Genomic DNA, 26,680 nt, shown 5'->3' with positions numbered 1-26,680 from the left:
TCGGCGGCGAACTACCATCCGACTATGGGCGACGACGATCGCGGCAGCCTTCTCGGCGGTTATCTGCGTGCTCGCCGGGCGCTGGTCACGCCGGAACAGGCGGGGATCGCGCCGGGTCCGAACCGCCGCGTTCCCGGCCTGCGCCGGGAAGAGGTGGCTCTGCTCGCGGGCATCAGCGCCGATTACTACCTGCGGCTCGAACGCGGCCGCGACAAGAATCCCTCGATCCAGGTCCTCGAATCGCTGGCGCGGGTGCTGCACCTCGACGAGCTGGAACAGGAGTATCTGCTCGGGCTGGCCGCGGCACGCCCGAGACGGCAACGGCGGAGCAAACCGGAGCGGGTGCCCGCGCGGCTGCATCACCTGCTGGCGAGCATCCAGATTCCCGCTTTCGTGGAGGGCCGGGCGTTCGATGTGCTGGCCGCCAACCGATTCGCGGTCGCGCTGTCACCACGGCTGCAACCCGGTCACAATCGCCTGCGTTCGCTGCTGCTCGATCCCGAAGAGCAAGCGTTCCAACAGGACTGGGCACGCTCCACGCAGGGGTTCATCGCCGCGTTCCGGAAGTCGATCGGCGACGACACCGACGATCCGCGATTCGTGGAGCTCGTCGGCGAATTGGCCTTGTCCAGCGAGCGATTCCGGACCCTGTGGGCCCGGCACGACATCCGTGAGCTCGAAGGCGGCACCACCACCGTCAATCACCCGCTGGTCGGCGAATTGCACCTGCATCGGGACAAACTTCCCGTGGACGGGTTGCTGCTGGTTCTCTACTACGCCGAACAGGGCAGTGCGAGCGAGGAGAAACTGCGCCTGCTCGCCGGCACGGCCACGGCACCGGCCGGACAGAGCAGCGCCGCGAACACCGGCCGCTGACCGTTCGTTCGGTACGAGAGCCGTCTCGGCGGCGGCGGAGACGACCCGCCCGACCGGGCGGCATGCGCCCTGCGGCCGGGACGACCATGGGCGGAGTTCCGGCACGCCGATCACCGGCCCTCCGGGCGGGAGGTGAGAAGGTGGGAGGGATGACGATCGAATCGCAGCAACAACCCGCCGCCGCGGCGGGAAACGTGGTGGCCGTACCCGATTCCGTACAAGCGGAATTGCGCCGCGGAGTACGCAGCGTCCTGGTGGACGCGGCGGCGCTGCGGCTGGTGCGGGAGCGGTTCGACGACGAACAGGCCGGTGCGCTGCGCCGATACCTGGAGGCGTCCCAGTCGCCGAATACCGTGCGCGCCTACCGATCCGACTGGATCGCATGGTCGGCATGGTGTGCCGCCGAGGGCCGCCGGGCGCTGCCGGCGGACGCGCTGGATGTCGCGGTGTATCTGGCGGCCGCCGCCGACGCCCGCAAGCAGTCCGGCACATGGGCTTTCAGCGCGGCGACCCTGGAACGCAAGAGCGCGGCGATCGCGGCGGTCCACGCCGCCAACGGACTTCCGTCCCCCACCAGGACCGACGTGGTGCGCCTGACCCTGCGCGGCATCCGCCGCACCCGCCGCACCCAACCGGCCCGGAAACGCCCGGTCCTGCTGCACACCCTGGAACAGTTGCTGGCCGGACTGCCCGGACCCGGCCGGCCCACCGAGCCGGCGCGCCGCCGCGACGCCCTGGCCCTGCTGGCCGGATTCGCCGGCGCGCTGCGGCGCAGCGAGCTGGCCGGGCTCCGCATCGGCGACGCGCGGGTGGACATCGATCACGCCAGCGGCGAACCGATCCTGCTGATCCAGTTGCCGCTCACCAAAACCGACCCCACCGGCGCCGCCGCCCAGCGCGTGGCCCTGCCGCGCGGGCAACGCCCGCACACCTGCCCGGTCTGCGCCTTCGCGGATTGGTTGCGGCTACGCGAAATCCACGCCAACGGCGGCGACCGGGCCGTGTGGTCCTGGCTGACCACCCATGCCGCACAGGGCGATCCGACCATCCACCGCTGCCACGGCTTCACCGGCACCACCCTCACCGATCCGGAACTGCCACTGTTCCCGGCGATCTCACGGCACGGCGGCATCGCCGACACCGCGATGTCCGGCCGCGCGGTAGCGGAACTGGTGAAGCGGTACGCGGCACGAGCGGGCCTGGATCCGGCACTGTTCTCCGGCCATTCGCTGCGCGCCGGCTTCGCCACCCAGGCCGCACTGGGCGGCGCCAGCGACCGCGAGATCATGCGACAGGGCCGCTGGTCCAACCCCCGCACCGTGCACGGATACATCCGGACCGCGAATCCGTTGGAGGACAACGCCGTCACCAAACTGGGGTTGTAGTGCCACTTGTGGACCAACGTGCCGCCGGCCGCCGATTCCAGCGGGACGAGCCGTTGTGCACAGTGGGAACACCGATTCCACCGGTCATTCCGCACGCACGCTATCACCACGGCGCGGCCACTGACCATCCATGTCGAACACACCGACATCGACGGCAACACCCACATCACCGTGTTCGACCGCGGCATCGCACGCCTGGTCGCCCACGAGGGCGACCACCTCCACGGCCACCTATACCTCGACCGCATGAAGCCCGGCACCGAACCCATCTCCGTCGAGCAATACCGAGGCACCGGCACGAACTGGACCTACTGACACGGTGGCAGGCTGCCCACCGCAACCGTGCCCGCGGCGCCGGTCATGCTCTGCCGGGCGATGCCGTAGGAGAAGTCGCCACCGTCGGCGCCCCACCCGAACAGCATGCCACGATCACACCATGGCCGGTGGCCGTGCATCGAACACAGTCGCGCTCGACAGGGGTTGCATCCTGTACCGAGGTACAGGTTTACCGTCGAGCCATGACGATTTCACCGGCTCGCGATGACTGGGTGCCGTCGTCGTGCACCCTGCCCAGCGTGGAGCAGCCCATCCGGGTCGCCGAGTTCGACCGGTTCTTGACCACCTCCGCCCGCACCGTCCGTCGCCCCGGCCCGGCCAGACTCGAGGTGATCGTGGACCCGGACGCCGAGACCAGGGCACGAGCGCTGGCCGGCCGCGAGAGCAACTGCTGCTCCTTCTTCACCTTCGACTTCATCACCAGCACTGAGGGTTTGGTGATCGGCATCGAGGTACCGCCGGCCTACATCGGAGTACTGGACGCCTTCGCCGTGCGCACCCGGGCCACGATCGAGGCGGCCCGGTGAGCGGGTTGCGCATTAGTGAGTTGGCGGCCGCGGCCGGGGTGAACACCCAGACCCTGCGCTACTACGAACGCCGAGGTCTGCTCGCCGAGCCGGACCGAACCCTGGGTGGGCACCGGCTGTATCCGCGGGATTCGGTGACGGTGCTGCGGGTGATCAAGGCCGCCCAGCGGCTCGGGTTCACTCTGGAGGAGATCGCCGACCTGCTCGACGGCACGCGCGTCGGTTCGCGCCGTCGCGCTGATGCGGGCTTACGAGCGCGGGTGACCGTGAAGCTGGCCGAGATCGACGCCAAGCTCACCGAACTCACCGCGGTCCGCGACACGTTGGCCGCCGCGCTGGCTGCCGGGTGCGAGGATCTGCTGGTGTGCAGCGAATCCCCTTCCTGCCCTGTCCCGTTCGACACCACCACTGCTGCGGAGGGTGCGGGAGGCCGCTGTGGCTGCTGAGCAGGCGCTCGTCGGCCTCGGCGTCGTGGACTGTTCTGGCCGGGGCTGCGCGCTCGCCGTGGCTGCATCGGCACCGATACGAGCGGCGGATCGTGGGCGAGGACCGCTTGCGGGTGCGCGACGGCGTCGGCCGACTCGGGATGGCAGCCATCGAAGCTGAGGCGGAGCTGACCACCGAGGGCGTGACAGGCCGGCTGTCACAGTGAGCGAGAATCGTTGCGCCCACGAGACGAGCGACCGTCGTGCACTGGTGAACATCGGCCGGGGAGGCATGTCGACGGGTCGAATTCGAGGCTCGGGCAGCGGGTCGGTAGGTCCCTCAACAGGCTCCCGCCGGTGGTTCGAGGCGGAAGAATCGGCTGCGCCGCCGCGTTCCGTCGCGGCGGACGAGATCGTCTTGGCGCACGCCGAGCGGTAGGTTCGCAAGGACACCGCACCGTCGTCGAGTCGTTCGGCCGGTAGGTTCAGGGGCCAGATCACGGTTGCGTGGTGACCGGATATGGTCGACGTGGCAACGCCATTCGCCTGGACGGACACCCAGACTTCGGAGAGCGTCGCCGCCGGGCTCGGCGGCGGATGCGGGGAGTCACCACGGCCCCGACCGGCACTGCTCGCCGGCACGGGCCTGACCGCCGCCTTCGGGGGATTCGAACAGTTCGGTGTGCATGCCAGTGGCCGAAAGCCGGTGCGCCGTCGCCGGGCTGTTCGGACACCGCACGCAATTGAGCCAGCTGGCGCTACTACGCAACAGGAGGACGGCGCGGCGGTGGCCGGATCCTGGTGTCAGAACACCGGATCGGCCAAGGTGGTGATGGTTCGGCTGATGCGGTCGGCTGCCTTGGAGTCTCCGGTGGCGGCGTGGATCCGGTGCTGCCAGTGCAGGCAGTCCAGGACGACCGAGCGGGTGTCGGAGTCGATCAGGGCCCGTGGGACCAGTTGGCCGATGATGCCGTTGAGCCAGCCGACGGCGTCGGCGGCGGCGCTGAGTTCGTCCTGTTCGAACATGCGCTGGCCGAAGTTCACCGTTACCGCGGCCCAGCTGGGGACGAAATCGCCGGCCTGCACCGGGGTGCCGGTGGCGGGCTGCTGTGCGGCGGCCGCGAAGATGGCGTGGGCCTCCAGGCCGAGTAGGAGCTGATCGCGGTCCGGAACTCCGAATTGCAACCGCGCCAGCGTTTTCGCGAGTCCGGGGCAGGGCCGGGTGTGACAGCGCATGGCCGGCACCAGGATTCGGTCCTCCGGGGTCGATGCCGTGAAACTCGGTGGCAGGCCGTCGCATTCGGCGGCGCCGAGTACGCGGGCGAGGGTGGGCTGGTGGCAGCGGATGTACTCCGATCCCGGGCACTCGATCGAACCGCCGGTGGCCATGACCAGCTTGTGCGCCGCGCGGGCCAGGTCGTGGCGGCCGGCCGCGGTGTGCACGGCCTGGGAGACGTTCGCCGCCACCCGCAGGGCGATCGCGTGCGCCGACTCCAGCGCCGCGGGGTCGATCGTGCGGAACATGCTCAGGTAGGCCCGGACCGACCAGTCCGCGGCCGCCGCAGCGAGATCCGGATCGCCACCGATCATCAACTGGACGCGGCCGACGTGGGCGAGCACCCGCGCGGTGGATTCCAGCGGCCGGCCCGGGTCGAGCGCGGACAGCGCGGCGTGCTGGGCATCGACGATGGCCGACAGCGGCCGCCGGGCCGCGGCGTGCACCCGCGCCCGCCGCAGCACGACATCCGCTATCAGCTCTCCGGTCTCCTCCTCGCCCTGTCTGGTGTAGGTCGCCTCGGCGCCGTCGAGGGCCGCCGTCGCGGCCTCGTAATCGCCCATTTCCAAATACCATTCACCGAGCGTGTACAGCATCGAACCCAGTTGATACCAATTATCCGAATGCTGCGGAGCGGTCATGATCAGCTCCCGCGCCAGGGTGCACGCCAGCTCGTAATGGGCGGCGGCAGCGTGGCGGTCGTGTTCGTGTAAGCACCAGGCTTCCCGTTCCAGCCGAAGCACTTCCCTCATGTCCGGCGGCGAAGAATCAGGCGACATCACCCCATCATGACAGCCGGTGAAAGGCGCCGAATTCAGTGCGGCGGTGCACAATGCACAGTGAAATATTCACCCGGATCGGCCCGGCGCCGCATCACCGGGGAGCCGGTGTCCGCATCGTTCCGTTCGGAAAGAAGGTAATTCGAGTAGATCGCCGGAGAACACCGATCGGACCGCGACGAAATTTGCGGCACCGCCGCATCGGAAGCCGGTCGATCCGCGGTCCCGACTCGGCTCCGAAAATGCTTGTTCGGTACAATACTCGGCCAGCCGGCTGCGCTTTGTGATATCTGGAACAATTCCGCGGCTCCGCATTGTGAGCCGACACCGAGTCGGTTCGCGTGGCCGTCAGGTCCGGCACCCCGCCGACCGCCCCGCCGCCGGCTGTTGGCACGATTCCCGGATGCAGAAGGATGTAGTGGAGACAGTGCCCGATGTGACCGGGCTGGTCGGATATCGCTACCGCGCGGACGACTACTACGAGGTCGGGCGGGAGAAGATCCGCGAGTACGCGCGGGCCGTGCAGGATTTCCACCCGGCGCACTGGCGTGAGGCGGCTGCCGCGGCGCGCGGCTACAGCGGCCTGATCGCGCCGACGACGTTCCTGTCGATCGCCGCGATGCTGGCCAACCGCCGGCTGTCCGAGACGGTGCTGGCCGGTTACGACGTCGTCGTGCAGACGGATCAGGTGTTCGAGATGTACAAGCCGGTGCTCGCCGGCGACCGGCTGGTCAGCGATGTCGAGCTCAGTTCGGTGCGCCGCATCGCGGGCCGGGATCTGCTCACCATCACCAACACCTTCGTCGACGACAGCGACGAGGTCGTGCAGATCATGCACACCACCGTGGTCGGCATCACCGGCGCGGACATCGATGCCGGGGTCCGGAGCGCGATCGAGCGCGTGATCATGAGCGGACTAGCCACACCCTCGCAGGATGCCGCCGAGTCCGAGGAGCTACGGAACGCGATCCCGCAACCGGAGACCAGCACCCGACTTTCGCCGATCTCCCGAACGCGCCTGCCGCGGACCACGATCCGATTCGAGGACCTCACCGTCGGCGACGAACTCCCGGTGCGCACCGTGCGCCTGACCCGAGGCGATCTGGTGAACTACGCCGGCGTCTCCGGCGACGCCAACCCGATCCACTGGCACGAACACGTCGCCGGCCTCGCGGGCCTGCCGGACGTGATCGCCCACGGCATGCTCACCATGGGCCTGGGAGCCGGCTTCGTCACCGAATGGCTCGGCGACCCCGGCGCGGTGCTCAGGTACGGGGTCCGCCTGTCCAACTACACCGTCATCGAGAACGACTCCGCCGGCGCCGTCGAGTTCACCGGCCGCGTCAAATCACTCGACCCCGAGACCGGCACCGCCGTCGTCGTCCTCGTCGCGAAGTCCGACGGCCGCAAGGTATTCGGCCTCGCCACCGCGGAGATCCGCCTGGCCTGACCGAGACCGCCGGTCCGGCGCCTCCGAGGCCGGCCCACGACCCCCTCACGGGGAGATCCCGTCGAACTGCATCACCCAGTACGGGCTACCGGTGTTCGTATTCCATTGGGAGACATAGAGGGTCACGTCGGTCGGAGAGGTGGACAGGGGGTGGATGCAGCCGCCGTAGAGTTGGGGGAACGACGGAATCCAGAACTGCCACCAGGGGACCTGGCCGCGGATCTGTTGTTTCGGGGCGGTCCAGACCTGGTCGACGGCGGGGGCGGTGCGGGTGGAGATGCAGTAGCCGGTGACGTCGAAATAGGCCATGACCCAGGTGCCTTGGATGTTCTTCACGCTCAGTTCGCCGATCGGGCCCAGGCCGTTGAACAGGGGGGTCGGGGTGGGGTTGCCCCAGGTCCAGGCGTGGCCGTTCCAGCCCCAGTACTGGTAGTCGGCTTTGACGGTGAGTTGCTGCCACGGGACCCGCAGCAGGATGGGGCCGTTGCGGTTGTGGTTGCGGCCCCATTCCTTCGACAGGATGTAGAGGTAGCCGTCGTCGTTGTTGTTGCCGAGGCCGGCGAAGGTCTGCATCATCAGCGGGGACCAGCCCTGGTAGCCGTCGGTGCCGTCGTTCTTCCAGATCGTGGCGTAGTCGGTCCAGGTGCGGCCGTCGTCGTCGGAGTAGGCCAGGCCGCAGAACAGGGCGCCGTACTGGTCGTTCGCGGCGTTCCAGTCGTGGACGCTGGTGTAGGTCAGCCAGGTTCGCCCGGAGGGGTCGACGAAGGCGTCGTTGGGGATGCGGCTCACTTCGACGCCGTAGCCGTTGTCGGCGTTGTGGGTGTATTTCAGGATCTGCGCCGCTTGCCCGCCACCGGGGGCGGCGTCGAATGTGGTGGTGGCGTCGGGGGGTTGCGGTGAGTAGAGCAGGGTCGGGGATCCGAGCCAGGTGCCGCTGCCGTCGCTGTCGCCGGTGAAGGTGTCGCCGAAGAGGAAACCCGTGTGGCCGGTGGCGAATCGGCTGCGGTCGTACGGGATGCCCAGGTCGGCGCCGCCGACTCCGAACTGCCCGGCGGTGCTGCCGCTGAAACCGTTGATCGCGGTACCCCAGTGCGCTGACATTCCGATCCTCCTCGATCTCTCGGGACACCCGGGGCGACGGACGCCGGACTCGCGGGGAGGCCGGTGTTTCGTCGTCGGAGGGAGATACGCGTGATGGGGCCGGTGCTGCCGGAGAGCCGACTGTCATGCCGTGAATGTGCCGACGGCGGGCGGGCTCTCCGCCGCGGCTCGAATCATGCTGTCCGGCCACGAGTTTCTCCTGGCGTTCGCGCCGAAAACTCTACCAGCCGAATGGTAGCTCCTGGTCGGCTCACATGTAGCTGGTTCGGCCGGGCGGAGCCTGTCCGTCAGCGTGCGGCCCGCTCCCGCAGCGCCTGCTTCTTGGCGCGGTTGCCGCAGGTCCCCATCGAGCACCAGCGGCGGGTGCCAGGCCGGGACAGGTCGAGGAACAGCGCCTGGCAGTCCCGGCCCTCGCAGACGCGCAGGCGCGGGAGCAGGTCGGCGGCGGTGACCAGGTCCAGGGCGTCACGGGCGATGAGAGTGAGGGTCGCGGCGGTCGGGTCGGAAGCCGTCCAGTGCAGGTGGCCGCGCGAATCCAGGTGCGGGGCAGGGGGTTTCCCGGCGGCGAGGTCGTTGAGCAGGGTGCGGGTGGCGGGCGGGCCGGACGCGGGGCCGGTGGCGCGGGCGCAGGCGATCAGGGTGTGGACCGCCTCGCGCAGGCGCCGGGCGGTGTCGACCGCGGCGGGGTCCGGCAGGGCGGGGCAGGGTCCGCACCGGGTGATCCAGGCGGCCAGCGCGGCCGCGTCGGGGAGTTCGTCGGTCTCGCCCGGGGCGCCGCGGTGCCGCAGGGTGCGCAGGAAGTCCAGGCACAGGCGGCCGGCGCCGTGCCGGAACCGGGGAGCGGGGGCGGTCACGCCGACCACCCTACGCCGGAACCGGTTTGACTGGTACCTTACGAGAACCAGTTCAACCGGTTCTCAGTGAGGTCGTGATGTCGGTACCCGATTCTTCGTCGCCCACCGCCTCGTTGTCGCGGTGGGCGATCCTCGCGCTGGCGCTCGCCTGCGGGGTGGCCGTGGCCAACGTGTACTTCCCGCAGGCGCTGGCGCCCGCGATCGCCACCGGGCTGCACATCGCCCCGCATACCGCCGCGCTGGCCGTCACGGCCACGCAGATCGGTTATGCCGCAGGCATCTTCCTGTTCGTGCCACTGGGCGACCGGGTACCGTACCGGCCACTGCTGACCGCCCTGCTGGTGCTGACCGCCGCCGGGTCGCTACTGGCGGCGCTGGCGCCCTCGCCGGGGGTGCTGCTGGCCGCGGCGGCCGCGATCGGGCTGACCACGGTGGTGCCGCAGATCCTCATCCCGATGACCGTGGGACTGGTCGCGCCGGATCGGCGCGGCGCGGTCACCGGCACCCTGCTCAGCGGGCTGATCGGCGGAATTCTGCTGGCGCGCACATTCTCCGGGACACTCGCCGAGTGGGCGGGCTGGCGGGCGCCCTACGCGGTCGCGGCGGTGGCGGCGCTGCTGCTGGCGCCGCTGGTCCGGCGGATCGCGCCGGTGCGGCCGCCGGCGTCGCGCCGGTCCTATCCGGCGCTGCTGGCCGGGAGTGTGCGCCTGCTGGGCGAATACGCGGAGTTGCGGCGGTCGGCGTTCTATCAGGCGGTGGTGTTCGCGGCGTTCACCGCGGCGTGGACGGCGCTGGCGCTGTGGATCACCGGGCCGCGGTACCGGCTGGGCACGGCGGTGGTGGGGCTGGTCGCGCTGGTCGGCGCGGCCAGCATGTTCGTCACGCCGTGGGCGGGGCGGATCGCGGATCGGCGCGGGCCGGATCGGGTCACCTCGCTGGCGCTGGGCACGATGTTCGTCGCGGTCGGCGTGCTGTGGCTCGGCGACCTCGGCGGGCCCGCCGGGCTGGTCGCGGTGACGGCCGGGATGCTGCTGCTGGACGTGGCCACACAGTCGGGGCAGGTCGCCAATCAGGCGCGAATCTTCGCGCTGCCCGGCGATATTCGCGGCCGGCTCAATACCGCGTACATGACCTGCGCCTTCCTCGGCGGCAGCGCCGGGTCCTGGCTGGGGGTGCGGGCCTTCGAACGGTTCGGCTGGAACGGGGTGTGCGCGCTGGTGCTGGCCGCCGCGGTGGCGGCCACCGGACGGCATCTGGCCCGGCTGCCGGTCCGCGCCCGCACAGCGGACGAGGCGGCGACCGTGCCGGTCGGCACGACGGTGGCACCCCGCATCGACGCGCCCTCGGCGGGGCCGGCTGGGACCCCGGCCGAGACGGCCACCGGCGGCGAGGTGGATGCGGGGTGCCCTCGGGGGATCACCGGCGACACGGCCGCGACCGTACTGGACAGGCGACCAGCCGATGGGTGAGAATGCCGCTCGCCGGCCCCGCCTTCGACGATGAGGATTCCATGCCCGCACTGACCCGCCGCCACGCACTCGCCGTCCTCGCCGCCGGAACCACCGCAGCACTGTCCGCCCCCGCCCTGCCCGCCGCGGCCGCCCCGGCCCCGGCGGCGGTGCCGCCGCTGGGCAAGGACTTCCTGTGGGGTGTCGCCAGCGCCGGGTTCCAGTGCGAAGGCCATGCGCCGGACAGCAATTGGGCCCGGTACGCGGCGGGTTCGGCGCACGAGCCGTACCGCGACTCGGTGGACTTCTACACCCACTACGAGGACGACATCGCGCTGGCGGCCGGGCTCGGCGTCGGCGTGTACCGGTTCAGCGTGGAATGGGCTCGGGTGCAACCACATCCGGACGGCTGGGACGAGGCGGGCTTCGCCTTCTACGACCGGGTGCTGGCAACCCTGGCGCGGCACGGGATCCGGCCCATGATCACCCTCGACCACTGGGTCTATCCGGGCTGGGTGGCCGATCGCGGCGGCTGGGCGGGCGCGGGCATGCTCGACGCGTGGCTGGCCAACGCGCGCACCGTGATCGATCGGTACGCCGGCCACGATCCGCTGTGGGTGACCGTCAACGAGCCGACCGCGTATCTGCTCAACGAGGTCGGCAACGGCGGGCTGGCCGCCGCCGACGTCCCGGTGATGCAGGAGAAGCTGATCGCGGCGCACCTCGGCGCCTACGACCACATCCACGCGGTGCAACCCGGCGCGCTGGTCACCAGCAACCTCGCCTACATCGCCGGCGCCGCGGAGCCGGCCGTGAACGAGCCGATGCTCGATCGGATCGCGGCGAAACTGGACTACGTCGGCATCGACTACTACTACGGGTTCAGCCCGCAGTCGATCCAGCAGGTGTCGACGGCGGGCTTCGACGGGCTGTGGAATCTGCCGCTGCAAGCGGAGGGCATCTATTACGCGGTGCGGCACTACGCCCGCCGGTTCCCGGGGCTGCCGCTGTACATCGTGGAGAACGGGATGCCGACCCGCGACGAACAGCCCCGCGCCGACGGCTACACCCGCGGCGACGATCTGCGCGACACCCTCTACTGGATCCAGCGCGCGGTCGCCGACGGCATCGACGTGCTCGGCTACAACTATTGGAGCCTCACCGACAACTACGAATGGGGCAGCTACACACCGCGTTTCGGGCTGTACAGCGTCGACGTGCGGGCGGGGGGCACGCTGACCCGCCGGCCCACCGACGCCGTGGCCGCCTACACCGGGCTGATCCACGGCGGCGGCGTGCCCGCCGGGTACCGGCCCACCCGCGGCCCGGTCGCCTGCTCGCTGGTGGACACCCCGGACAGCTGCACCGATCCGGTCACCGTGCCGAGCTGATCGCGCGCACAGCCGCCACCCGGCCGGCACACAGGCGATTCTCGACGGGCACACAGCGGATCCGGGCCGGACGAACAGCGTGTCCGAACCGGACGCACAGCGCATTTGCGCCGGGTGCGCGGTGTGGCCGCGGCCGGCGCCGACGGCGGCGCGATCCCCTGCCGGGTACCCGACCAGCGCCGATCCATGGTTGTGAGCGGACCCAGCGGCGCTGACAAGCGTGTCGTCTCTTGTCCAGGACACTGCGCACCGACTTGTCGGGCCGCCGACAACGGTCTTACCGTTTCTGCATCGGGACCGCAATACCCAGCGGAGGTGGAATCGTGGATCGGCGCATCATCGGACTGCTGGTACTGCTGTTCACTGCGGTCGCAGTGCTCCCGGCGGTACCCGCCGCCGCCGAGCCGGGCGTACCGCCCTCGCCGCATGCGGTGGCGGCGGCGCTGATCGCCGCCGCCCGGCCCGCCGACGACGGCACCCGTGCCACCGCGGCCGAACCCGGCGCGGACCGGTTCATCGACGTCACCGTGCACTCGGCCGCGATGGATTCCGATATCACCGTGAAAGTGCTTCGCGCACACGACACCTGGGCGCCAGCGCCGACGCTGTACCTGCTCAACGGCTCCAGTGGCGGCGACGGGGACAACAACGGCGGCTGGACCGATCAGACCGACATGGTCGGCTTCTTCGCCGACAAGCAGGTGAACGTGGTGGTGCCGATCGGCGGCCGCGGCAGCTATTTCACCGATTGGCGCGCCGACGACCCGGTGCTGGGACGGCCGCTGTGGACCACCTTCCTCACCGAGGAACTGCCACCGGTGATCGACTCGGCGCTGCACACCACCGGGGTCGCGGCGATCGCGGGGGTGTCCATGTCGGGTACCTCGGTATTCCAGCTGGCGATGGCCGCACCGGGGCTGTACAAGGCGATCGGCTCCTACAGCGGGTGCGTGGAGACCAGCGATCCGACGGGCCAGGCGATGGTTAGCGCCGTGGTCGGGAGCTGGTCGGGTAATCCGGTGAACATGTGGGGGCCGCCCGGCGACCCCGCCTGGGCGGCCAACGACCCGTACCTGCACGCGGATCGGTTGCGCGGCACCGCGATCTACGTGTCCAGCGGCACCGGCTGGCCCGGACCACTGGACACCCTCTACGGCCCCGGCATCGGCGGCGACGGCATCAAACTGATCGGCCAGCTGCTCGGCGGCGCCCTGCTGGAGACGGTGACCGACACCTGCACCCAGGGGTTGCGCGCCCGGTTCGCGGCGCTACAGATCCCGGCGACCTTCCAGATGCGGCCCAGCGGCACCCATTCCTGGGGGTACTGGCAGCAGGATCTGCACGACTCCTGGCCGATGTTCGCCGACGCGCTGGCCACCGATCCCGCCTGAGCGCCGGACACGGGCCGGTCATTCTCAGAATTCTCCCAGGCTCAGGCCAGGATGCTCACCGGCACGACTGAGAGACTCCCGCGGTGACAGCGACGACAGCCGACACGACCCTGCCCGAATCGACCGACTCCGAACCGATCGAAACCCCAGGTCCGCCGCCCGCACGCCGCTGGGAGCGGCTCGCGTTGATCGTGCTGCTGCTCGGCACCGCCGTGGCCTACCTGTGGAACATCACCGTGAACCGGATGGGCAACAGCTTCTACGCCGCGGCCGCCTGGTCCGGCTCCCGCAGCTGGAAGGCCGTGCTGTTCGGCTCCCTGGACCCGTCGAACTTCATCACCGTCGACAAGCCGCCGGTCTCGCAGTGGGTGATGGGCATCTCCGGGCAACTGTTCGGCTTCTCCAGCGCGAGCATGCTGGTGCCCGAGGCGCTGATGGCCGTGGTGGCCGTCGCGCTGCTGTACTCGTCGGTCACCGGGGTGACCGGCAGCCGCGGCGCCGGGCTGCTGGCCGGGCTCGCGCTCGCGGTGACGCCGGTCGCCGCGCTGATGTTCCGGTTCAACAATCCCGACGCCGCGATGGTGCTCGCGATGACCGCCGCCGCCTGGTGCACCACCAAGGCGCTGCCTAAGGCGAGCGTGCGCTGGCTGATGTGGGCCGGTGTCGCACTGGGTTTCGCCTTCCTGGCCAAGATGCTCGAAGGGCTGATGGTGCTGCCGGCGCTGGCGCTGGCCTATCTGCTGGTCGCGCCGACCACCCTCGGTAAGCGGGTGCTGCACCTGCTGGCCGCCGCCGCGGCGCTGATCGTCTCCTCGGGCTGGTATGTGCTGCTGACGATTCTGTGGCCGTCGTCCTCGCGGCCGTATCTGGCCGGGTCGACCAACGACACGTTCATGGATCTGGTGCTCGGCTACAACGGTTTCGCGCGCTACCTGGGCCACAACCACCACGGCCGCAATCTGTTCCAGGCGCCGCCGGGGTACGAGTTCCCGCGCTTCGGGGGCGGCGGTGGCGGTTTCGGCGGCAACGGGACCGGTCCGACGCGTATGTTCGCCGGGGAGATCGGCTTCGAGATCTCCTGGCTGCTGCCCGCCGCGGTGGTGGCGTTCCTGGTGGTGCTGGTGCTGCGGTGGCGCACGCCGCGCACCGACCTCGTGCGCGGCGCGGCCGTGCTGTTCGGGTTGTGGCTGCTGATCGACGCGGTCGCGTTCTCGGCGATGCAGGGCGGGATGCACGCCTACTACACGCTGGCGATCGCGCCCGCGGTGGCGGGCAGCGTGGCGCTGGGCGCGTTCGAGGCGTGGCGGCGCCGGGGCGACGCGCTCGGCCGCGGCGCCGGCGCGTTGCTCGTGGCCGCCGCGGGCGGCTGGGCGTTCGTGCTGCTGCACCGCAATGCCGACTGGCAGCCGTGGCTGCGCTGGACGATTCTGGCGGTGACGGCAGTGGCGGTGGTCGTACTGCTGGCCACGACGGTGCCGCCGGTGGGCCGGCGGGTGCCCGTGCGGGCCACGGCGGTGCTGCTGGCGCTCGGGCTGGTCGGCGGCCTCGCCGGATCCACCGCGTACGCCGCGGCGACGCTGCCGGAGTCGCACACCGGCGGCGGGCCCTCGGTGGGCCCGGCCCGGCCGGACGCGCAGTCCGGGGTGTTCGCGATGTTCCGCAAGCAGTTGATGGTGATGATGGGCGGCAGCGACTACGACCCGCAACTGGTGTCCCAGTTGCAGGCCACCCGGACCCGCTGGGCGGCGGCCATCGACCGATCCGGCCCGGCCGCCGGTCTGGAACTGGCCGGCCACATCCCGGTGATGGCGATCGGCGGCTTCACCTCCGAGGATCCGACCCCGACCCTGGCCCGGTTCCAGGACCTGGTGCACACCCACCAGATCTCCTACTATCTGGCCGCCGAGGTGAAGCTGCCGGACGCGTGGCGCACCGACAAGAGCGCGGCCGCGAAATCCGATGCGGCGCCGTACAGTCCGGCCGCCGGCTGGTGGCATCCGGTGGGCGACACCGAGATCTACGACTGGGTGTCGGCCCACTACCCGGCCCGGCACCTGGACGGCCTGGTGGTCTACGACCTGACCGCCGACCCGCACTGAACCGGATGGCTCGTGGGTACCGGTGTGTCCCACCGGTACCCACGGCCGGCTACACCCGCCGCATCACCGACACCACCTTGCCGAGCACCTGCGCGCGATCGCCGTCGATGACCGGATAGGCGGGGTTGCGGGGTTCGAGGTGGACGTGACCGTTGCGGCGGCGGTACACCTTCACCGTCGCCTCGCCGTCGATCATGGCCGCGACGATGTCGCCGGAGTGGGCCTCGTGCTGCTGGCGGACCACGACCAGGTCGCCGTCGCAGATGGCGGCGTCGATCATCGAGTCGCCGCGCACCCGCAGCCCGAACACGGTGCCGCGGCCGACCAGGCTGCGGGAGACGGTGAGCAGATCGTCGGTGTGCTCCTCGGCGAGGATCGGGGTGCCGGCGGCGATGTCGCCGACCACGGGGACCGACACCGCCTCGCCGTCGTCCGCGCCGCGGGACCGCTCGGGTGCGGACCGCAGGAACAGCCGCACGTCGATCGGCCGGGTGAGGCTGTCGCTGCGGCGCAGGAAACCCTTGTCCTCCAACGCCTTCAGGTGTCTCGACACGGTGGCCGGCGAGCGCAGCCCGACCGCGTCGGCCAGTTCCCGGGTGCTGGGCGGGTAGCCATGGCGCACCACCCAGTCGCGAATCACGCCGAGGATGCGCTGTTGCCGCGGCGGCAGGATGCTGGTGTCGAGGTGCTCGAACGCGTCGTATCCGGTCACCCGGAAATCCTAGTCACACACGGTGATCGGGTCCGGCGGCGGGACGGCCGGACGAGCGGCGGGTGGGCGGCGGCCAGAGCGGACCGGCCGAGCAGGCGTGAGCCGACAGGCGGCGGGAGAGCGGACCGGCCGCGCGGGCGTGAGGCGGGCGGACAGGCGTCGGGCCGGGAGCGCCCATCCCGAGGAGCGGTGATCACATTTGCACGCAGTGCTCTCGGATGGCACCCTGGGAGGATGGCGACCAGTACACCCCGGGCCCGCGCCCGCGCCCGCACCATGGAAGACATCGTGCGCATCGGCCGCGAGCACCTGGCGGTGCACGGCGCGGCGGCGCTGTCGCTGCGGGCGGTCGCCCGCGACCTCGGGGTGGTGTCCTCGGCGATCTACCGCTATGTCCGCAGCCGCGACGAGTTGCTGACCCTGCTGGTGGTCGACGCCTACACCGAACTCGGCGACGCCGTCGACGCCGCGCTGGCGGCCACGCCCGCGGGGCCGCAGCAACGGCTGCGGGCGCTGGGCCGGGCGGTGCGGGAGTGGGCGCTGGCCGAACCGGCCCGCTACGGCTTGCTGTTCGGTAGCCCGGTGCCCGGTTACGAGGCGCCCGCCGAGCAGACCGTGCCGCCGGGCACCCGGGTGATCGTGGCGCTGCTGGGCATCGTCGAGCAGGCCGCGCGCGACGGGCTGCTGGTCGCGCCCGTCGCGGCGGCGCTGCCGCAGTCGCTGATCGCGGACATGGCCGCGATCAGGGCCGAGATCGGCCTGGACCTGCCGGACTGGGCGCTGGCCCGTGCGCTGCCGGTGTGGTCGGCGCTGTTCGGTGCGGTGAGCTTCGACATATTCGACATGTACGGTGCCGACACCTTCACCGACCGGGCCGCGGTCTTCGAATATCAGCTGGATACGCTGTGCCGGATGCTGGGTTTCGCCGCCGCGACCTCGGGCTGAACGGCCTCGCGGATGTGCATTCCAGGCCGAGATCGGGCAGGATGTCACAATCTGATGACGACAACTCTCAGCATATCCACAGCCCAGTGATGTGAGACTGTACGGCGAGATGAACGACGAAACCCAACCGATACCGGTCGTGGCCGACCCGCGACCGGGAGGTCGCCACACTCGGCCCGAACGGGCGGAGCAGGCGCCGGCCGGTGGTCCGGCCGAGGCGAAGCACGGCGCCCGTGCCGCATCCGCGAGCCGGTCCGGGGCCCGCGCCGAGCGGGCCGCCGGGGCCCGGGGTGAACGGGCATCCGGCACCCGCGGCGAGGCCGCCGCCGATGCCGACAGGCCGACCGACCGGTTCGTTCCGGCGGTGCCGACGTCCCCGCGTCGCGCCGCGCGCCGGGCGAAGCAGCCGTCGCAGCGGCGCGCCCAGCGCCGGGCCCGGCTCAGCGGCCGCATCCTGGCCGCGGCCAGCGCGGTCATCGTCGTCACCGGCACCGGTTTCGCGTACTACACCGAACGCAGCGTCGACGGCGGTTTCACCCGGTCGAAGGCGATCAGCGAGCAGGACGCCGCCGCTCTCGACGGCGATCTGAACATCCTGCTGATCGGCCTGGACACCCGCAAGGACCGCAACGGCAACGATCTGCCCAAGGACATCCTCGACCAGTTGCACGCCGGTGACGGCACCGAGGGCGGCTACAACGCCAATTCGCTGATCCTGGTGCACATTCCGAAGGATCTGAAGCAGATCACCGCCTTCTCGATCCCGCGCGACGACTATGTGCCGGTCACCGGCATTCCAGGCTACGACCACGCCAAGATCAAGGAGGCCTACGGCCTGCGCAAGGCGTACCGGGAACAGCAGCTGATGAACCAGGGCGTGAAGGATCCGATCGAGCTGGAGCAGCAGGGCCGCGAGGCCGGCCGCGAGTCGATCGTGAACACCGTCAAGGCGTTCACCGGGGTGCCGATCAACCGGTTCGCCGAGGTGTCGCTGGTCGGCTTCTACGACATCGCGAATCTGCTCGGCGGCATCGACGTGTGTCTCAACCACGCCGTCGACGACAGCTACTACTCCGGCGCGGTGTTCCCGGCCGGTCCGCAGCACCTGGACGCCTCCGACTCGCTGGCGTTCGTGCGGCAGCGCCACGAACTGGAGAACGGCGACCTCGACCGCACCCATCGGCAGCAGGCGTTCCTGACCGCGGCGGCGAAGAAGCTCAAGGACGGCGGCACGCTCACCAACATCGGCGGGCTGCAACGGCTGATCACGCTGGCGCAGAACGACATCGTGCTGTCGCAGGGCTGGAATCTGGTCGACTTCGCGCAGACGATGGGCCGGGCCGGGTCGATCCCGATCTCGTTCCAGACCCTGCCGGTGCTGCGGTACGACACCGTCGACGACCAGGACGTCAACGTCGTGGATGCGCCCGCGATCAAGCGGATCGTGCGCGCGGCGTTCGGCGTGCAGACCGCGCCGGCCCCGAAGGCCACCCCCACCAGCACCGTCGACGTGGTCAACGCGGGGGCGCCCAGCGGGATGGCCGCGAAGGTGTCGACGTCGTTGTCCGCCAAGGGTTTCCCGCAGGGCAGCACCGGCAACGCCGGGTACGCCGACGGCTCGAGCTCGGTGGTGTACTTCGGTTCCGGCGCCGACACCGACGCCACCCAGGTCGCCGATGCCCTCGGCGGCCTGCCCACCGCGGCCTCCAAGAACGTCGACGCCGGGCATGTGAAGGTGGTCATCGGCACCGATTTCAACCTGCCCGACGAGCTGACCTCGAGCACCTCCGGCAGCACCGCCACCACGGCCACCGGCACGGCCGGTTCCGCCACCGAGGCGGGCAGCACCGGCTCGGCGGCCGCCACCACGACCCCCGCCGACGGACTGCCCGATTCCGGTAAACCGGTCACCACCAGCATCGGCTCCGACATCCCCTGTGTGAACTGACGCACAGTATTTGCTGACGGTATGCTGCCCTGGTGGGGCGCACGCCGGCACCGATGCTGGCGGCCGTGGGACCGCGGCCGCACACGCTGGGCCGCGACTGGGCCGTGGAGATGAAATGGGATGGCGTCCGGGCGATCTCGCACTGCCATCCCGCGAAATGCCGAATCTACAGCCGGAACAGCCGGGAGATCAGCGCCCAGTACCCAGAGTTGGCCGAATCGTTGCTGAATGCCGCGAACGGTCGTGATCTGATCCTCGACGGGGAGATCGTGGCGCCGGGCCCCACCGGCGCCCCGGTCTTCGAACGCCTCCAGCGCCGCATGCATGTCACCCGCGTGAGCCCCGCGCTGATCGCGGCGGTCCCGGTGCGGTATTTCGTGTTCGACCTGCTGACCCTCGACGGCGAGCCGATCCTGCACCACCCCTACCTCGAGCGCCGCCGCCTGCTCGAGGCTCTGCACCTGGACACAGACCTGATCCGCGTGCCCCCGTACTGGCTGGACGCCGACCAGGACCGGATGCTGGCGGCCGCCGCGGAATCCGGTCTGGAGGGCATCGTCCTCAAACGCACCGACGCCGGATACTCCCCCGGCCGCCGCTCCCCGGCCTGGATCAAGGTACCGCTGCGCCGCAGCACCGATGCGGTCGTGATCGGCTTCCAAGCCGGAACCGGCTCCAACACGGCCACTTTCGGCTCCCTGGTGCTGGCCGCACACGATCCGCAGGGCCGGTTGCGTTTCCTCGGCTCGGTCGGCACCGGGTTCACCCGCCCGGCCCGGCAACGCCTGCGCGAAGTCCTCGACCGGTTGCGCCGCGACGATCCGCCCTTGGCCGACCCGCCGAAACTGCCCGCCGCGGTGACCTGGGTGCGGCCGCTGCTGGTGGCCCTGGTCGAATATCGCGAACTGACCGGCGACGGTGTGCTGCGCCAGCCCTCGTTCCTGGGGCTGCACTCGGACCGGTCGGCGGATTCGGTGGTGCTGCCCGAATAGCTCCGGCCTGCACCGGTTTCGGCGACGACCGGTAGGTCAGCGGCGGCTGTGCTCGTGCGGCCGTGGTGCGGCGACCAGATCCGCTCGGCGCGGCGGGCGGCCGCCGCGGTGAAGTAGTCGCCGGTCTCGAGGTCCCGCCACCCGTCCGGCCCTGGTCACCGAGGCACCGAGGCACCGAGGCACCGAGGCACCGACCAACGGTTTACCCGTTGTCAACTCCGAGGTGCACCGTGCGGTGACCTCGCCGGCCGCTTCCCGCCGAGCCCGACGCGGACCGGCTGCTACCGGATCGCTGCGGCGAAGAGTTCCGCGGCGGCATCGGCGGCCGGTTCGATCAGCCGGTGGTCGTCGTAGAAGTCGATCTGCCCGGCCGACTCCAGCCACAGTTGCGACTTCGGCGCGGTCACGGCGGCGTGGAACTGCCGGGCCCACGCGGGTGCGAGGGCATGGTCCGAATGGACGATCAGGACCGGGACCCGCAGCCGGGCGGCGGCCGTCATGGCGTCGAAACCCGCGGTGTGCTCGAAGGATTCGACGGCGAACCGGTTGACGTAGTGCGGGACCGCGCCGCGCGCGGTGCCGTAGTACTCGAACGCCTCGGTCAGTGGCATCGCCACGTCCCCGTTTCCGGCCGCGACCGCCGGGATGGTCTCGACGAAACCGTCGGCGAGCCGGCGTCGCCGGGCCGCGCGACCGCGTTCGAGTGCCGCCGGATCCGGCGGTGCGGCAACAGGATCCGGGTACACCCCCGCCACCCCGGCGAAGGCGCGAATCCGGTCGTCGCCGGCGACCGCGCGGGCCATGTATCCCCCACCGGCGCACACCCCCAGCGCCACCACCGGCAATCCGGCCGTGGCCGGATCGTCGCGCAGCGCCGTGACCGCCGCCCGGATGTCGGCGACCTTGCCCAGGGGATCCTCCAATTGTCGTGGTGTTCCGCCACTCTCGCCGAAGCTCCGGTGGTCGAACGCCAGCGCCGCGAATCCGCGCCGGGCCAACGCGGCCGCGTACACCCCGGACGCCTGCTCCTTGACCGAGGTCAGCGGCCCGGTGGTGACCACCGCCGCGATCGGCGTTCCCGCGGGCAGATGGAGCGTGCCGACCAGTTGATCACCGTCGCGGGTGAAGGTGTAGCGGGTCGATTCCCGCTCGGTCGCACTGATCATGGTGAAACTCCCTCCGATGGTGTGCAATCGACGGTAGGGCCGGGGAACGGCCTGCGACAGAAGGCACTGCGAGGTGCCTTTCGGCATCCGGAGGCACACCGATGACGCTCACGATCCCGGACGTGCTCGAGGAATCGTGCGCGACCCGGCAGGCCCTGGAACGGCTGGCCGCGAAATGGCGGATCCTGCTGATCTACGCGCTGCTGGACGAACCCGCCCGCCCTGCCCGCCTGCGCAAGCGCCTGCCCGGCATCACCCAGAAGGTCCTCACGGAGACGTTGCGCGCCATGGAGGCCGACGGGCTGGTCCACCGGCAGGTCCACAAGCAGACCGCTCCCGCGCACGTCGAATACTCGCTCACCGCACTCGGCCGCTCCCTGGAGACTCCGCTGGCCGCGATCTGCCGGTGGGCCGTGGAGCATCCGGGCGATCCGCACCCCGCGCCGCAGTGAGATCCGCCGGACCCGCGCCGGCGAACGCTGCCGACGAGACTTCTTTTTGGTATTGCGATGCTGTGTGTACGGTGCTGTGGAGGGTGATACGGCCCGGGACGGCAGGAGGCTGCGGGTGACCGCCTCGCGCCGCCGCGGAGCCGGAGTTCACCGGTGGCTGGAGGTCTGGTGGAAAAATTGTCGTTCGGTTATCTCTACGACTTCAGAAATCCCGCGCAATGGTACCGGCCGCCGGCCGACCTCTACGCGGAGATACTGGAGTTCGTCACGTGGAGCGAGGGCGCCGGTTTCGCAGGAGCCTGGATCCCCGAGCACCACGGCGCCGACGACGGCTACATGCCCTCGCCGCTGGTCGCGCTCGCGGCTGTCGCCGCGCGTACCACGACGATGAGGATCGGTTCGGCGATCGCGCTGGCGCCGCTCTATCATCCGGTGCGGTTCGCCGAAGAATGCGCGGTGCTCGACATATTGTCCGGCGGGCGGCTGGAAATGGCGCTGGGAATCGGCTACCGCCGGCGCGAGGCCGACGGTTACGGGGTCGATTTCACCACTCGCGGCCGCCGTACGGACGAGTTCCTGGACATCGTCACGAAACTGTGGTCGGGCGAGCGCGTCTCGTATGCGGGAAAGCATTTCACCGTGGCGAACGCGACCGTCACCCCGCCACCGCCCCGCGGGCACATTCCGCTCTACCTGGGAGGTTTCACCGGCCGGGCGATCGAACGGGTGGCGCGATACGGTGACGGGTATTTCGGCAATCCGGAATTCGTCGGCCTGTACCGGGAGAAATTGGTCGCGGCCGGTAAGGATCCGGACAGTGGGCGGGTGCGAATCCAGGGTCTGTTCACGGTCGTCGCGGATGATCCCGAACAGGCGATGCACGAACTCGCGCCCTACTACCATCACGTGAACAACACCTACGGGCAATGGCATGCCGAGGAACGGGAATCCACCGGCATGAGCGAGGACACCCGGCTCGAACCCATGACCCTGGAAGAATTCGCGACCAGCGGCACGTTGTCGATACTGACCCCCGGCGAGGCCATAGCGATGTTCCAGGACATGCGCGCCGCGGCGCCGGTCGAGCATTTCATGATGATGCTGCCGCCCGGTATGCCGCCGTCGGCGTTCGTGAAATACGCGGAAATCTTCGCGCGGGAAGTGATTCCGGCCTTCCGCTGACCACCCCGCATCCCCGCAACCGGTCTCGCGTCCTCGACGCCCGTTCGAACAGGAACCTCCCCATGCCCAAGGCATATGTCATCGTCACCGAAGCAATCAGCGACCCGGCCGGTATGGAGGCGTACAGTCGCGCGGCCGCACCGTCCTTGGCCGCCGGTGGCGCGAAGGTCCTCGCGGTCGACAGCCGGCCGCAGGTCCTCGAAGGCGGGTGGCACGGCGACAAAACCGTGGTCCTGGAATTCGAGTCGCCGGAGGCGGCACGCGCCTGGTACGACTCGGAGGGCTACAGCCGGGCAAAACCCTTGCGGCACGCCGCGGCCGACAGCAACGCGGTGATCATCTCCGGCTTCTGACCGGCCACGGGTGCGGCGCGGACGGTGGGTGCCCGTGCCGCTCGGGTCACGACCCGGGTGCGCGCAGTCCGGTGCGGGTGAGGTCGATCAGGCGGGTGACGGCGGCGGGGTCGGTGAGGGTGGCGGCGGCGGTGAGGGCGTGCAGGCAGTAGTTGGCCAGTTCGGTGGGGTCGATGTCGGCGCGGAGGTGGCCGGTGCTGGCTCCTTCGGCGATGAGGGTGCGGATCAGTTCGCGCAGGTGTTGCTGGGCATCGACGATCTGCTGGTCGGGGTGCAGGAATTTCACCAGTTCGGTGTCGTGGCTGCGGGTTTGCTGCACGATATGGGCGTAGCTGGTCAGGACGGCGGTCAGGCGCTGGGCCGGGTCGCCGGTGCCGTCACGGACCGCGGTCAACTGCCGGAGGTGCTCGCCGATCTGGCGGCCGTGCCAGGCGTGCAGGATCGCGTCGACGTCGGGGAAGTACTTGTACAGGGTTGCTCGGCCGATGCCGGCGCGCTCGGCGATCTGCGCCATCGTGACCGCCCGCAGGCCCTGCTCGAACACCAGGGCGGCGGTGGTGTCGAGGATCGCGTCACTCACCTGGGAGCGATGCGAGGCGATGGTGTCGTTCCACAGCTTCGGCACCAGCACACGATACACGAGTTCCCTACTCGAGACATTGGGTCTTGCATAGAGACACAGTGTATGGATAAATTCGGCGGCGACAGCTCGACACCGTCCTTCGAGGAGAGATCGCCGATGTCCGCACCTTCCCCGGACCACCGCCCCGACACCCGGTACGCCACCACACCGCCGTGGGACATCGACCGGCCGCAGCCGGTGTTCCTGGCGCTGGCCGAATCCGGCGCGCTCACCGGCCGGGTACTCGACGCCGGGTGTGGCACCGGCGAGCACGCGCTGCTGGCCGCGCGCCTGGGGCTGGACGCCACCGGCGTGGATCTGTCCGCGGAGGCGCTGGCCGGCGCGGCGGCCAAGGCGCGCGAGCGGGGGCTGACGGCCCGGTTCCTGGAGTACGACGCCGGTCGGCTCGGTGAGCTGGGTGAAACCTTCGATACGGTGCTGGACTGCGGGCTGTTCCATCTGTTCACCGGGGCCGCCCGGCAGCGATACGTGCGGGCGCTGGCGGCGGTGATCCCGTCCGGTGGCCGGTTCTTCATGCTGGGGTTCAGCGACGCGCAGCCGGGTTCGTGGGGACCACACCGGTTGAGCCGGGCCGAGATCGACGCGGCCTTCGCGGACGGGTGGCAGGTGGATGCGCTCGAGGCGGCCACGCTCGAGATCGCGGTGGGCGCCGGGGCGGCCGCGGCCTGGTTCGTCCAGCTGACCAGGCGGTGATCGACCATGCCCGTACTGCACGCCCGCATCGCGACCGACCGGGCCGCACGCTATCTGGCACAGTTCTGCCGGCACGCCACCGCCATGGGTGACGGGCGCGGTCACCGCATCCGCCGTCACGGTGGTGCGGGCGCGCGGCCCGCGGCGGTGCGGGTGACCGAATTCGGCGACACCCGTGGTGTGGTCGAGTTCGAGCCGTGGGGACGGGCGGAGTTCACGGCGGAGCCGGCGCTGCTGTCGATCCGTCTCGACGCCGCCGACGCGGCCGCCGCGGCGCGACTGTGCGCCGTGATCGGTGACGATCTCCGCCGGTTCGGCCGCCTGGACGTCGAATGGGTTGCCGCCGAACCGGAGTCGGCACCGGGAGATCCGCGATGAGAACGGGCGGGTGTCCGGGCGGGCAGCAGCGTGGCTGGTGGTGTCGGCCGTCACCGTCCACTTCCTGTGGCGCCACCGCCGATCCGGCAGGCGATCCGGTGGAACAACCGCATCACCTCCATGTCGCCGGGGCTGATCCACCGGCCGTCGTAGAACACCTCGTCGCACACCGGGCACCGCAGCCGCGACCAGCCATGGCGGAAAACGAATACAGGATCTGCGGCAGCAGCGGCACGCATGGCTGCGGCATCGTCGGTCACGAAACCCTCCGTCCTCGGCCCCCGGACAGTCTTCGGAGCAGACGCCGGCAAGGATTCCGACCGCCCGGCTCGCACCGGCCGCCGAAACGGAAGAAGCGGCCCCACCCGCGGTACGGGTTGGGCCGCTTCTCGATTCGCTCCGGCGCTGCCACACCGGCGGTACGGATGCCCGGAATCGGGGCTGCTCGGCGGCGTCGCCGCGGCTCAGGCCCGGTAGCGGACCAGTGCGAAGCTGTCGCCCAGGGCCGGGTCGTGGGTGACACCGGCGATGACGATCCGGCCGTCGGCCTGTACGGCGATCGCCCGGCCCTGATCGGCCTTCTTGCCGAATTCGGTGGTGGCCTGCCCGGCGCGGCCGAAACCGTTGTCGAGGGTGCCGTCGCGGGTGTAGCGGGCCACCGCGATGCGGTCGCTGTCGTCGGCGCCGTGGCTGGTGCCGGCGACCACGATCTTGCCGCCGGATTCGATGCCGACGGCGTTGGCGACGTCGGCGGCGCCGCCGAAGTCGGTGGCGACCACGCCCGACTTGCCGAAGCCGGGGTCGAGCTTCCCGTCGGTGGTGTAGCGGATCAGGACGAAGTTGTCGCCCTGCACCGTGTCGTGGGTGGAGCCGGCGACGAGGATCCGGCCGTCGGGTTGCAGGGCGACGGCGTTGCCGTGGTCGGCTTTGGTGCCCAGATCCGTCGAGACCCGGCCCCCGTCACCGAAACTCGGGTCGGGAGTGCCGTCGGGGTTGTAGCGGGCGACGGCGATGTTGTCGCCGGTGGTGGTGCCGTGGCTGGTGCCGACGGCGAGGATCCGGCCGTCGGGCTGCACCACCACCGCGTTCGCGGTGTCGGCCTTGCCCGCGAAATCGGTGGCCACCACCCCGGCGGAGCCGAAGCCCGGATCCGGTTTCCCGTCGGTGGTGTAGCGGATCAGGACGAAATCGTCGCTGCCGGCCACGTCCCGGGTGGAGCCGGCGACGATCAGCTTGCCGTCGGGCTGCAACGCGGCGGCGTTGCCGTGGTCGGCCTGTGTGCCCAGATCCGTCGAGACCCGGCCGCCGTCACCGAAATTCGGGTCCAGCGTGCCGTCGGAGTTGTAGCGGGCGACGGCGATGTTGTCGCCGGTGGCGGTGCCGTGGCTGGTGCCCACGGCGACGATCCGGCCGTCCGGCTGCACCACCACCGCGGCGGCGACATCCGACTTGCCGTCGAAATCGGTGGACACGATGCCCTTGACACCGAAGGTCGGATCCTCGGTACCGTCCGGCAGATAGCGGACGACCGCGAAATTGTCGCCCTCGACCGCGTCGTGCACGGCGCCCGCGGCGACGATCCGCCCGTCGGGCTGTACCGCGACGGCGCGGGCGCGGCTGTCGGTACCCACCGACGACCACACCTTGCCGTGCGCGCCGAAAGCGTTGTCCAGTGTGCCGGCCGCGGCGGCGTGCGCGGGCGAGCAGGCCGTCAGCGCCGCCAGCGCGGTGACCCCCATCCCCACTCGCCACCGGGGAACCCGGACCGGAACCTGTCGTGCACCCAACATCCGAACTACCTCGATTCAGAAGAAGAAGGGGTAGAGCATTGTTCGGCAAATCCACGAAAAGCCCGGCCAGTATGACGGCATGCGGGCA

At 70.4% G+C, this 26,680-nt stretch carries 26 protein-coding genes; 18 read left to right on the top strand and 8 right to left on the bottom strand.

Going from position 1 to position 26,680, the window contains the following annotated elements:
• The first annotated feature begins 24 nt into the window (after positions 1-24).
• From LBW94_RS05025 to LBW94_RS05005, 5 genes are all read left to right on the top strand, one after another.
• Entirely contained in the window at positions 25-876 is an 852-nt protein-coding gene (locus LBW94_RS05025) for a helix-turn-helix domain-containing protein (protein ID WP_225058706.1), read from the top strand.
• A gap of 149 nt (positions 877-1,025) precedes the next feature.
• Positions 1,026-2,261, top strand: coding sequence for a site-specific integrase (locus LBW94_RS05020; protein ID WP_225058705.1), 1,236 nt, complete (start codon positions 1,026-1,028; stop codon positions 2,259-2,261).
• Positions 2,262-2,279: 18 nt separating this feature from the next.
• Positions 2,280-2,576, top strand: coding sequence for a peptide deformylase (locus LBW94_RS05015; RefSeq protein ID WP_225058704.1), 297 nt, complete (start codon positions 2,280-2,282; stop codon positions 2,574-2,576).
• Positions 2,577-2,779: 203 nt separating this feature from the next.
• A complete protein-coding gene (locus tag LBW94_RS05010; protein ID WP_225058703.1) occupies positions 2,780-3,124 on the top strand; it encodes a hypothetical protein in 345 nt (114 codons plus the stop codon).
• Positions 3,121-3,570 (top strand): MerR family transcriptional regulator, encoded by a 450-nt coding sequence (locus LBW94_RS05005; protein WP_225058702.1) that lies wholly within the window; start codon positions 3,121-3,123, stop codon positions 3,568-3,570. The genes LBW94_RS05010 and LBW94_RS05005 overlap by 4 nt, the downstream gene beginning before the upstream one ends.
• A 783-nt stretch (positions 3,571-4,353) precedes the next feature.
• Here the strand turns inward: LBW94_RS05005 and LBW94_RS05000 are convergent.
• Positions 4,354-5,577, bottom strand: coding sequence for a hypothetical protein (locus tag LBW94_RS05000; protein ID WP_225058701.1), 1,224 nt, complete (start codon positions 5,575-5,577; stop codon positions 4,354-4,356).
• Positions 5,578-6,007: 430 nt separating this feature from the next.
• Between LBW94_RS05000 and LBW94_RS04995 the strand changes: the two genes are divergently transcribed.
• Positions 6,008-7,054 (top strand): fused (3R)-hydroxyacyl-ACP dehydratase subunits HadA/HadB, encoded by a 1,047-nt coding sequence (locus tag LBW94_RS04995; protein ID WP_225058700.1) that lies wholly within the window; start codon positions 6,008-6,010, stop codon positions 7,052-7,054.
• Positions 7,055-7,099: 45 nt separating this feature from the next.
• Here the strand turns inward: LBW94_RS04995 and LBW94_RS04990 are convergent, their stop codons facing one another.
• Positions 7,100-8,155 (bottom strand): DUF4185 domain-containing protein, encoded by a 1,056-nt coding sequence (locus LBW94_RS04990; protein WP_225058699.1) that lies wholly within the window; start codon positions 8,153-8,155, stop codon positions 7,100-7,102.
• 287 nt (positions 8,156-8,442) lie between these two features.
• On the bottom strand, positions 8,443-9,009 hold the full coding sequence (locus tag LBW94_RS04985) for a CGNR zinc finger domain-containing protein (protein WP_225058698.1): 567 nt from the start codon (positions 9,007-9,009) through the stop codon (positions 8,443-8,445).
• Between the two features lie 77 nt (positions 9,010-9,086).
• Here LBW94_RS04985 and LBW94_RS04980 point away from each other — a divergent pair, with 77 nt between their 5' ends.
• The 4 genes from LBW94_RS04980 to LBW94_RS04965 all read left to right on the top strand — a co-directional run bounded on the left by LBW94_RS04980 (position 9,087) and on the right by LBW94_RS04965 (position 15,338).
• Positions 9,087-10,478, top strand: coding sequence for an MFS transporter (locus LBW94_RS04980; protein ID WP_225058697.1), 1,392 nt, complete (start codon positions 9,087-9,089; stop codon positions 10,476-10,478).
• Positions 10,479-10,519: 41 nt separating this feature from the next.
• Complete coding sequence (locus tag LBW94_RS04975) at positions 10,520-11,848, top strand: glycoside hydrolase family 1 protein (protein WP_225058696.1); 1,329 nt, start codon at positions 10,520-10,522, stop codon at positions 11,846-11,848.
• A gap of 323 nt (positions 11,849-12,171) precedes the next feature.
• Positions 12,172-13,239: an alpha/beta hydrolase gene (locus LBW94_RS04970; protein WP_225058695.1), complete on the top strand. Its 1,068-nt coding sequence runs from the start codon at positions 12,172-12,174 to the stop codon at positions 13,237-13,239.
• Between the two features lie 83 nt (positions 13,240-13,322).
• Entirely contained in the window at positions 13,323-15,338 is a 2,016-nt protein-coding gene (locus LBW94_RS04965; protein ID WP_225058694.1) for an ArnT family glycosyltransferase, read from the top strand.
• A gap of 49 nt (positions 15,339-15,387) precedes the next feature.
• Here LBW94_RS04965 and lexA read toward each other — a convergent pair whose 3' ends face one another.
• Positions 15,388-16,050 (bottom strand): transcriptional repressor LexA, encoded by a 663-nt coding sequence (gene lexA / locus LBW94_RS04960; protein WP_225058693.1) that lies wholly within the window; start codon positions 16,048-16,050, stop codon positions 15,388-15,390.
• 234 nt (positions 16,051-16,284) lie between these two features.
• On the opposite strand from lexA, the gene LBW94_RS04955 reads away from it, so the two are divergent.
• The 3 genes from LBW94_RS04955 (at position 16,285) to ligD (ending at position 19,935) form a co-directional block, all read left to right on the top strand.
• Positions 16,285-16,995, top strand: a complete 711-nt coding sequence (locus tag LBW94_RS04955; RefSeq protein ID WP_225058692.1) for a TetR/AcrR family transcriptional regulator — start codon at positions 16,285-16,287, stop codon at positions 16,993-16,995.
• A gap of 109 nt (positions 16,996-17,104) precedes the next feature.
• On the top strand, positions 17,105-18,943 hold the full coding sequence (locus LBW94_RS04950) for an LCP family protein (RefSeq protein WP_225058691.1): 1,839 nt from the start codon (positions 17,105-17,107) through the stop codon (positions 18,941-18,943).
• Positions 18,944-18,975: 32 nt separating this feature from the next.
• Entirely contained in the window at positions 18,976-19,935 is a 960-nt protein-coding gene (gene ligD, locus LBW94_RS04945; RefSeq protein WP_225058690.1) for a non-homologous end-joining DNA ligase, read from the top strand.
• 281 nt (positions 19,936-20,216) lie between these two features.
• Here the strand turns inward: ligD and LBW94_RS04940 are convergent, their stop codons facing one another.
• Positions 20,217-21,101 carry an alpha/beta hydrolase gene (locus LBW94_RS04940; RefSeq protein ID WP_225058689.1) on the bottom strand — a complete coding sequence of 295 codons (885 nt, stop codon included), beginning with the start codon at positions 21,099-21,101 and terminating at the stop codon, positions 20,217-20,219.
• 101 nt (positions 21,102-21,202) lie between these two features.
• Between LBW94_RS04940 and LBW94_RS04935 the strand changes: the two genes are divergently transcribed.
• The 3 genes from LBW94_RS04935 (at position 21,203) to LBW94_RS04925 (ending at position 23,088) form a co-directional block, all read left to right on the top strand.
• Positions 21,203-21,553, top strand: a complete 351-nt coding sequence (locus LBW94_RS04935) for a winged helix-turn-helix transcriptional regulator (RefSeq protein WP_225058688.1) — start codon at positions 21,203-21,205, stop codon at positions 21,551-21,553.
• A 153-nt stretch (positions 21,554-21,706) separates the two neighbouring features.
• A complete protein-coding gene (locus LBW94_RS04930; RefSeq protein WP_225058687.1) occupies positions 21,707-22,735 on the top strand; it encodes an LLM class flavin-dependent oxidoreductase in 1,029 nt (342 codons plus the stop codon).
• 62 nt (positions 22,736-22,797) lie between these two features.
• Positions 22,798-23,088: a DUF1330 domain-containing protein gene (locus LBW94_RS04925; RefSeq protein ID WP_225058686.1), complete on the top strand. Its 291-nt coding sequence runs from the start codon at positions 22,798-22,800 to the stop codon at positions 23,086-23,088.
• Positions 23,089-23,134: 46 nt separating this feature from the next.
• Here LBW94_RS04925 and LBW94_RS04920 read toward each other — a convergent pair whose 3' ends face one another.
• Positions 23,135-23,713, bottom strand: a complete 579-nt coding sequence (locus LBW94_RS04920; protein ID WP_225058685.1) for a TetR/AcrR family transcriptional regulator — start codon at positions 23,711-23,713, stop codon at positions 23,135-23,137.
• A gap of 114 nt (positions 23,714-23,827) precedes the next feature.
• Between LBW94_RS04920 and LBW94_RS04915 the strand changes: the two genes are divergently transcribed.
• Together LBW94_RS04915 and LBW94_RS04910 are read left to right on the top strand one after the other, a co-directional pair.
• Positions 23,828-24,424: a class I SAM-dependent methyltransferase gene (locus LBW94_RS04915; RefSeq protein ID WP_225058684.1), complete on the top strand. Its 597-nt coding sequence runs from the start codon at positions 23,828-23,830 to the stop codon at positions 24,422-24,424.
• Between the two features lie 6 nt (positions 24,425-24,430).
• On the top strand, positions 24,431-24,802 hold the full coding sequence (locus tag LBW94_RS04910) for a DUF2218 domain-containing protein (RefSeq protein ID WP_225058683.1): 372 nt from the start codon (positions 24,431-24,433) through the stop codon (positions 24,800-24,802).
• A 50-nt stretch (positions 24,803-24,852) separates the two neighbouring features.
• Here LBW94_RS04910 and LBW94_RS04905 read toward each other — a convergent pair whose 3' ends face one another.
• Positions 24,853-25,062, bottom strand: coding sequence for a hypothetical protein (locus tag LBW94_RS04905; protein WP_225058682.1), 210 nt, complete (start codon positions 25,060-25,062; stop codon positions 24,853-24,855).
• A gap of 204 nt (positions 25,063-25,266) precedes the next feature.
• Complete coding sequence (locus tag LBW94_RS04900) at positions 25,267-26,592, bottom strand: delta-60 repeat domain-containing protein (RefSeq protein ID WP_225058681.1); 1,326 nt, start codon at positions 26,590-26,592, stop codon at positions 25,267-25,269.
• Between the last annotated feature and the right edge of the window lie 88 nt (positions 26,593-26,680).

Origin of the sequence: Nocardia sp. alder85J (genome assembly GCF_020176955.2) — a bacterium.
Lineage (GTDB): Bacteria > Actinomycetota > Actinomycetes > Mycobacteriales > Mycobacteriaceae > Nocardia.
The sequence above is the reverse complement of the archived record's forward strand: the minus strand, read 5'-3'. Positions and strand labels throughout refer to the sequence as shown.

Coding starts and splice junctions, on each gene's coding strand:
- LBW94_RS04995 (WP_225058700.1), top strand. CDS start 6,008: ATGCAGAAGGATGTAGTGGAGACAGTGCCCGATGTGACCGGGCTGGTC.
- LBW94_RS04935 (WP_225058688.1), top strand. CDS start 21,203: ATGACGCTCACGATCCCGGACGTGCTCGAGGAATCGTGCGCGACCCGG.
- LBW94_RS05025 (WP_225058706.1), top strand. CDS start 25: ATGGGCGACGACGATCGCGGCAGCCTTCTCGGCGGTTATCTGCGTGCT.
- LBW94_RS04925 (WP_225058686.1), top strand. CDS start 22,798: ATGCCCAAGGCATATGTCATCGTCACCGAAGCAATCAGCGACCCGGCC.
- LBW94_RS04980 (WP_225058697.1), top strand. CDS start 9,087: ATGTCGGTACCCGATTCTTCGTCGCCCACCGCCTCGTTGTCGCGGTGG.
- LBW94_RS05000 (WP_225058701.1), bottom strand. CDS start 5,577: ATGAGGGAAGTGCTTCGGCTGGAACGGGAAGCCTGGTGCTTACACGAA.
- LBW94_RS05020 (WP_225058705.1), top strand. CDS start 1,026: ATGACGATCGAATCGCAGCAACAACCCGCCGCCGCGGCGGGAAACGTG.
- LBW94_RS04940 (WP_225058689.1), bottom strand. CDS start 21,101: ATGATCAGTGCGACCGAGCGGGAATCGACCCGCTACACCTTCACCCGC.
- LBW94_RS04955 (WP_225058692.1), top strand. CDS start 16,285: ATGGCGACCAGTACACCCCGGGCCCGCGCCCGCGCCCGCACCATGGAA.
- LBW94_RS05010 (WP_225058703.1), top strand. CDS start 2,780: ATGACGATTTCACCGGCTCGCGATGACTGGGTGCCGTCGTCGTGCACC.
- LBW94_RS04950 (WP_225058691.1), top strand. CDS start 17,105: ATGAACGACGAAACCCAACCGATACCGGTCGTGGCCGACCCGCGACCG.
- LBW94_RS04900 (WP_225058681.1), bottom strand. CDS start 26,592: ATGTTGGGTGCACGACAGGTTCCGGTCCGGGTTCCCCGGTGGCGAGTG.
- LBW94_RS04990 (WP_225058699.1), bottom strand. CDS start 8,155: ATGTCAGCGCACTGGGGTACCGCGATCAACGGTTTCAGCGGCAGCACC.
- LBW94_RS04975 (WP_225058696.1), top strand. CDS start 10,520: ATGCCCGCACTGACCCGCCGCCACGCACTCGCCGTCCTCGCCGCCGGA.
- LBW94_RS04910 (WP_225058683.1), top strand. CDS start 24,431: ATGCCCGTACTGCACGCCCGCATCGCGACCGACCGGGCCGCACGCTAT.
- LBW94_RS04915 (WP_225058684.1), top strand. CDS start 23,828: ATGTCCGCACCTTCCCCGGACCACCGCCCCGACACCCGGTACGCCACC.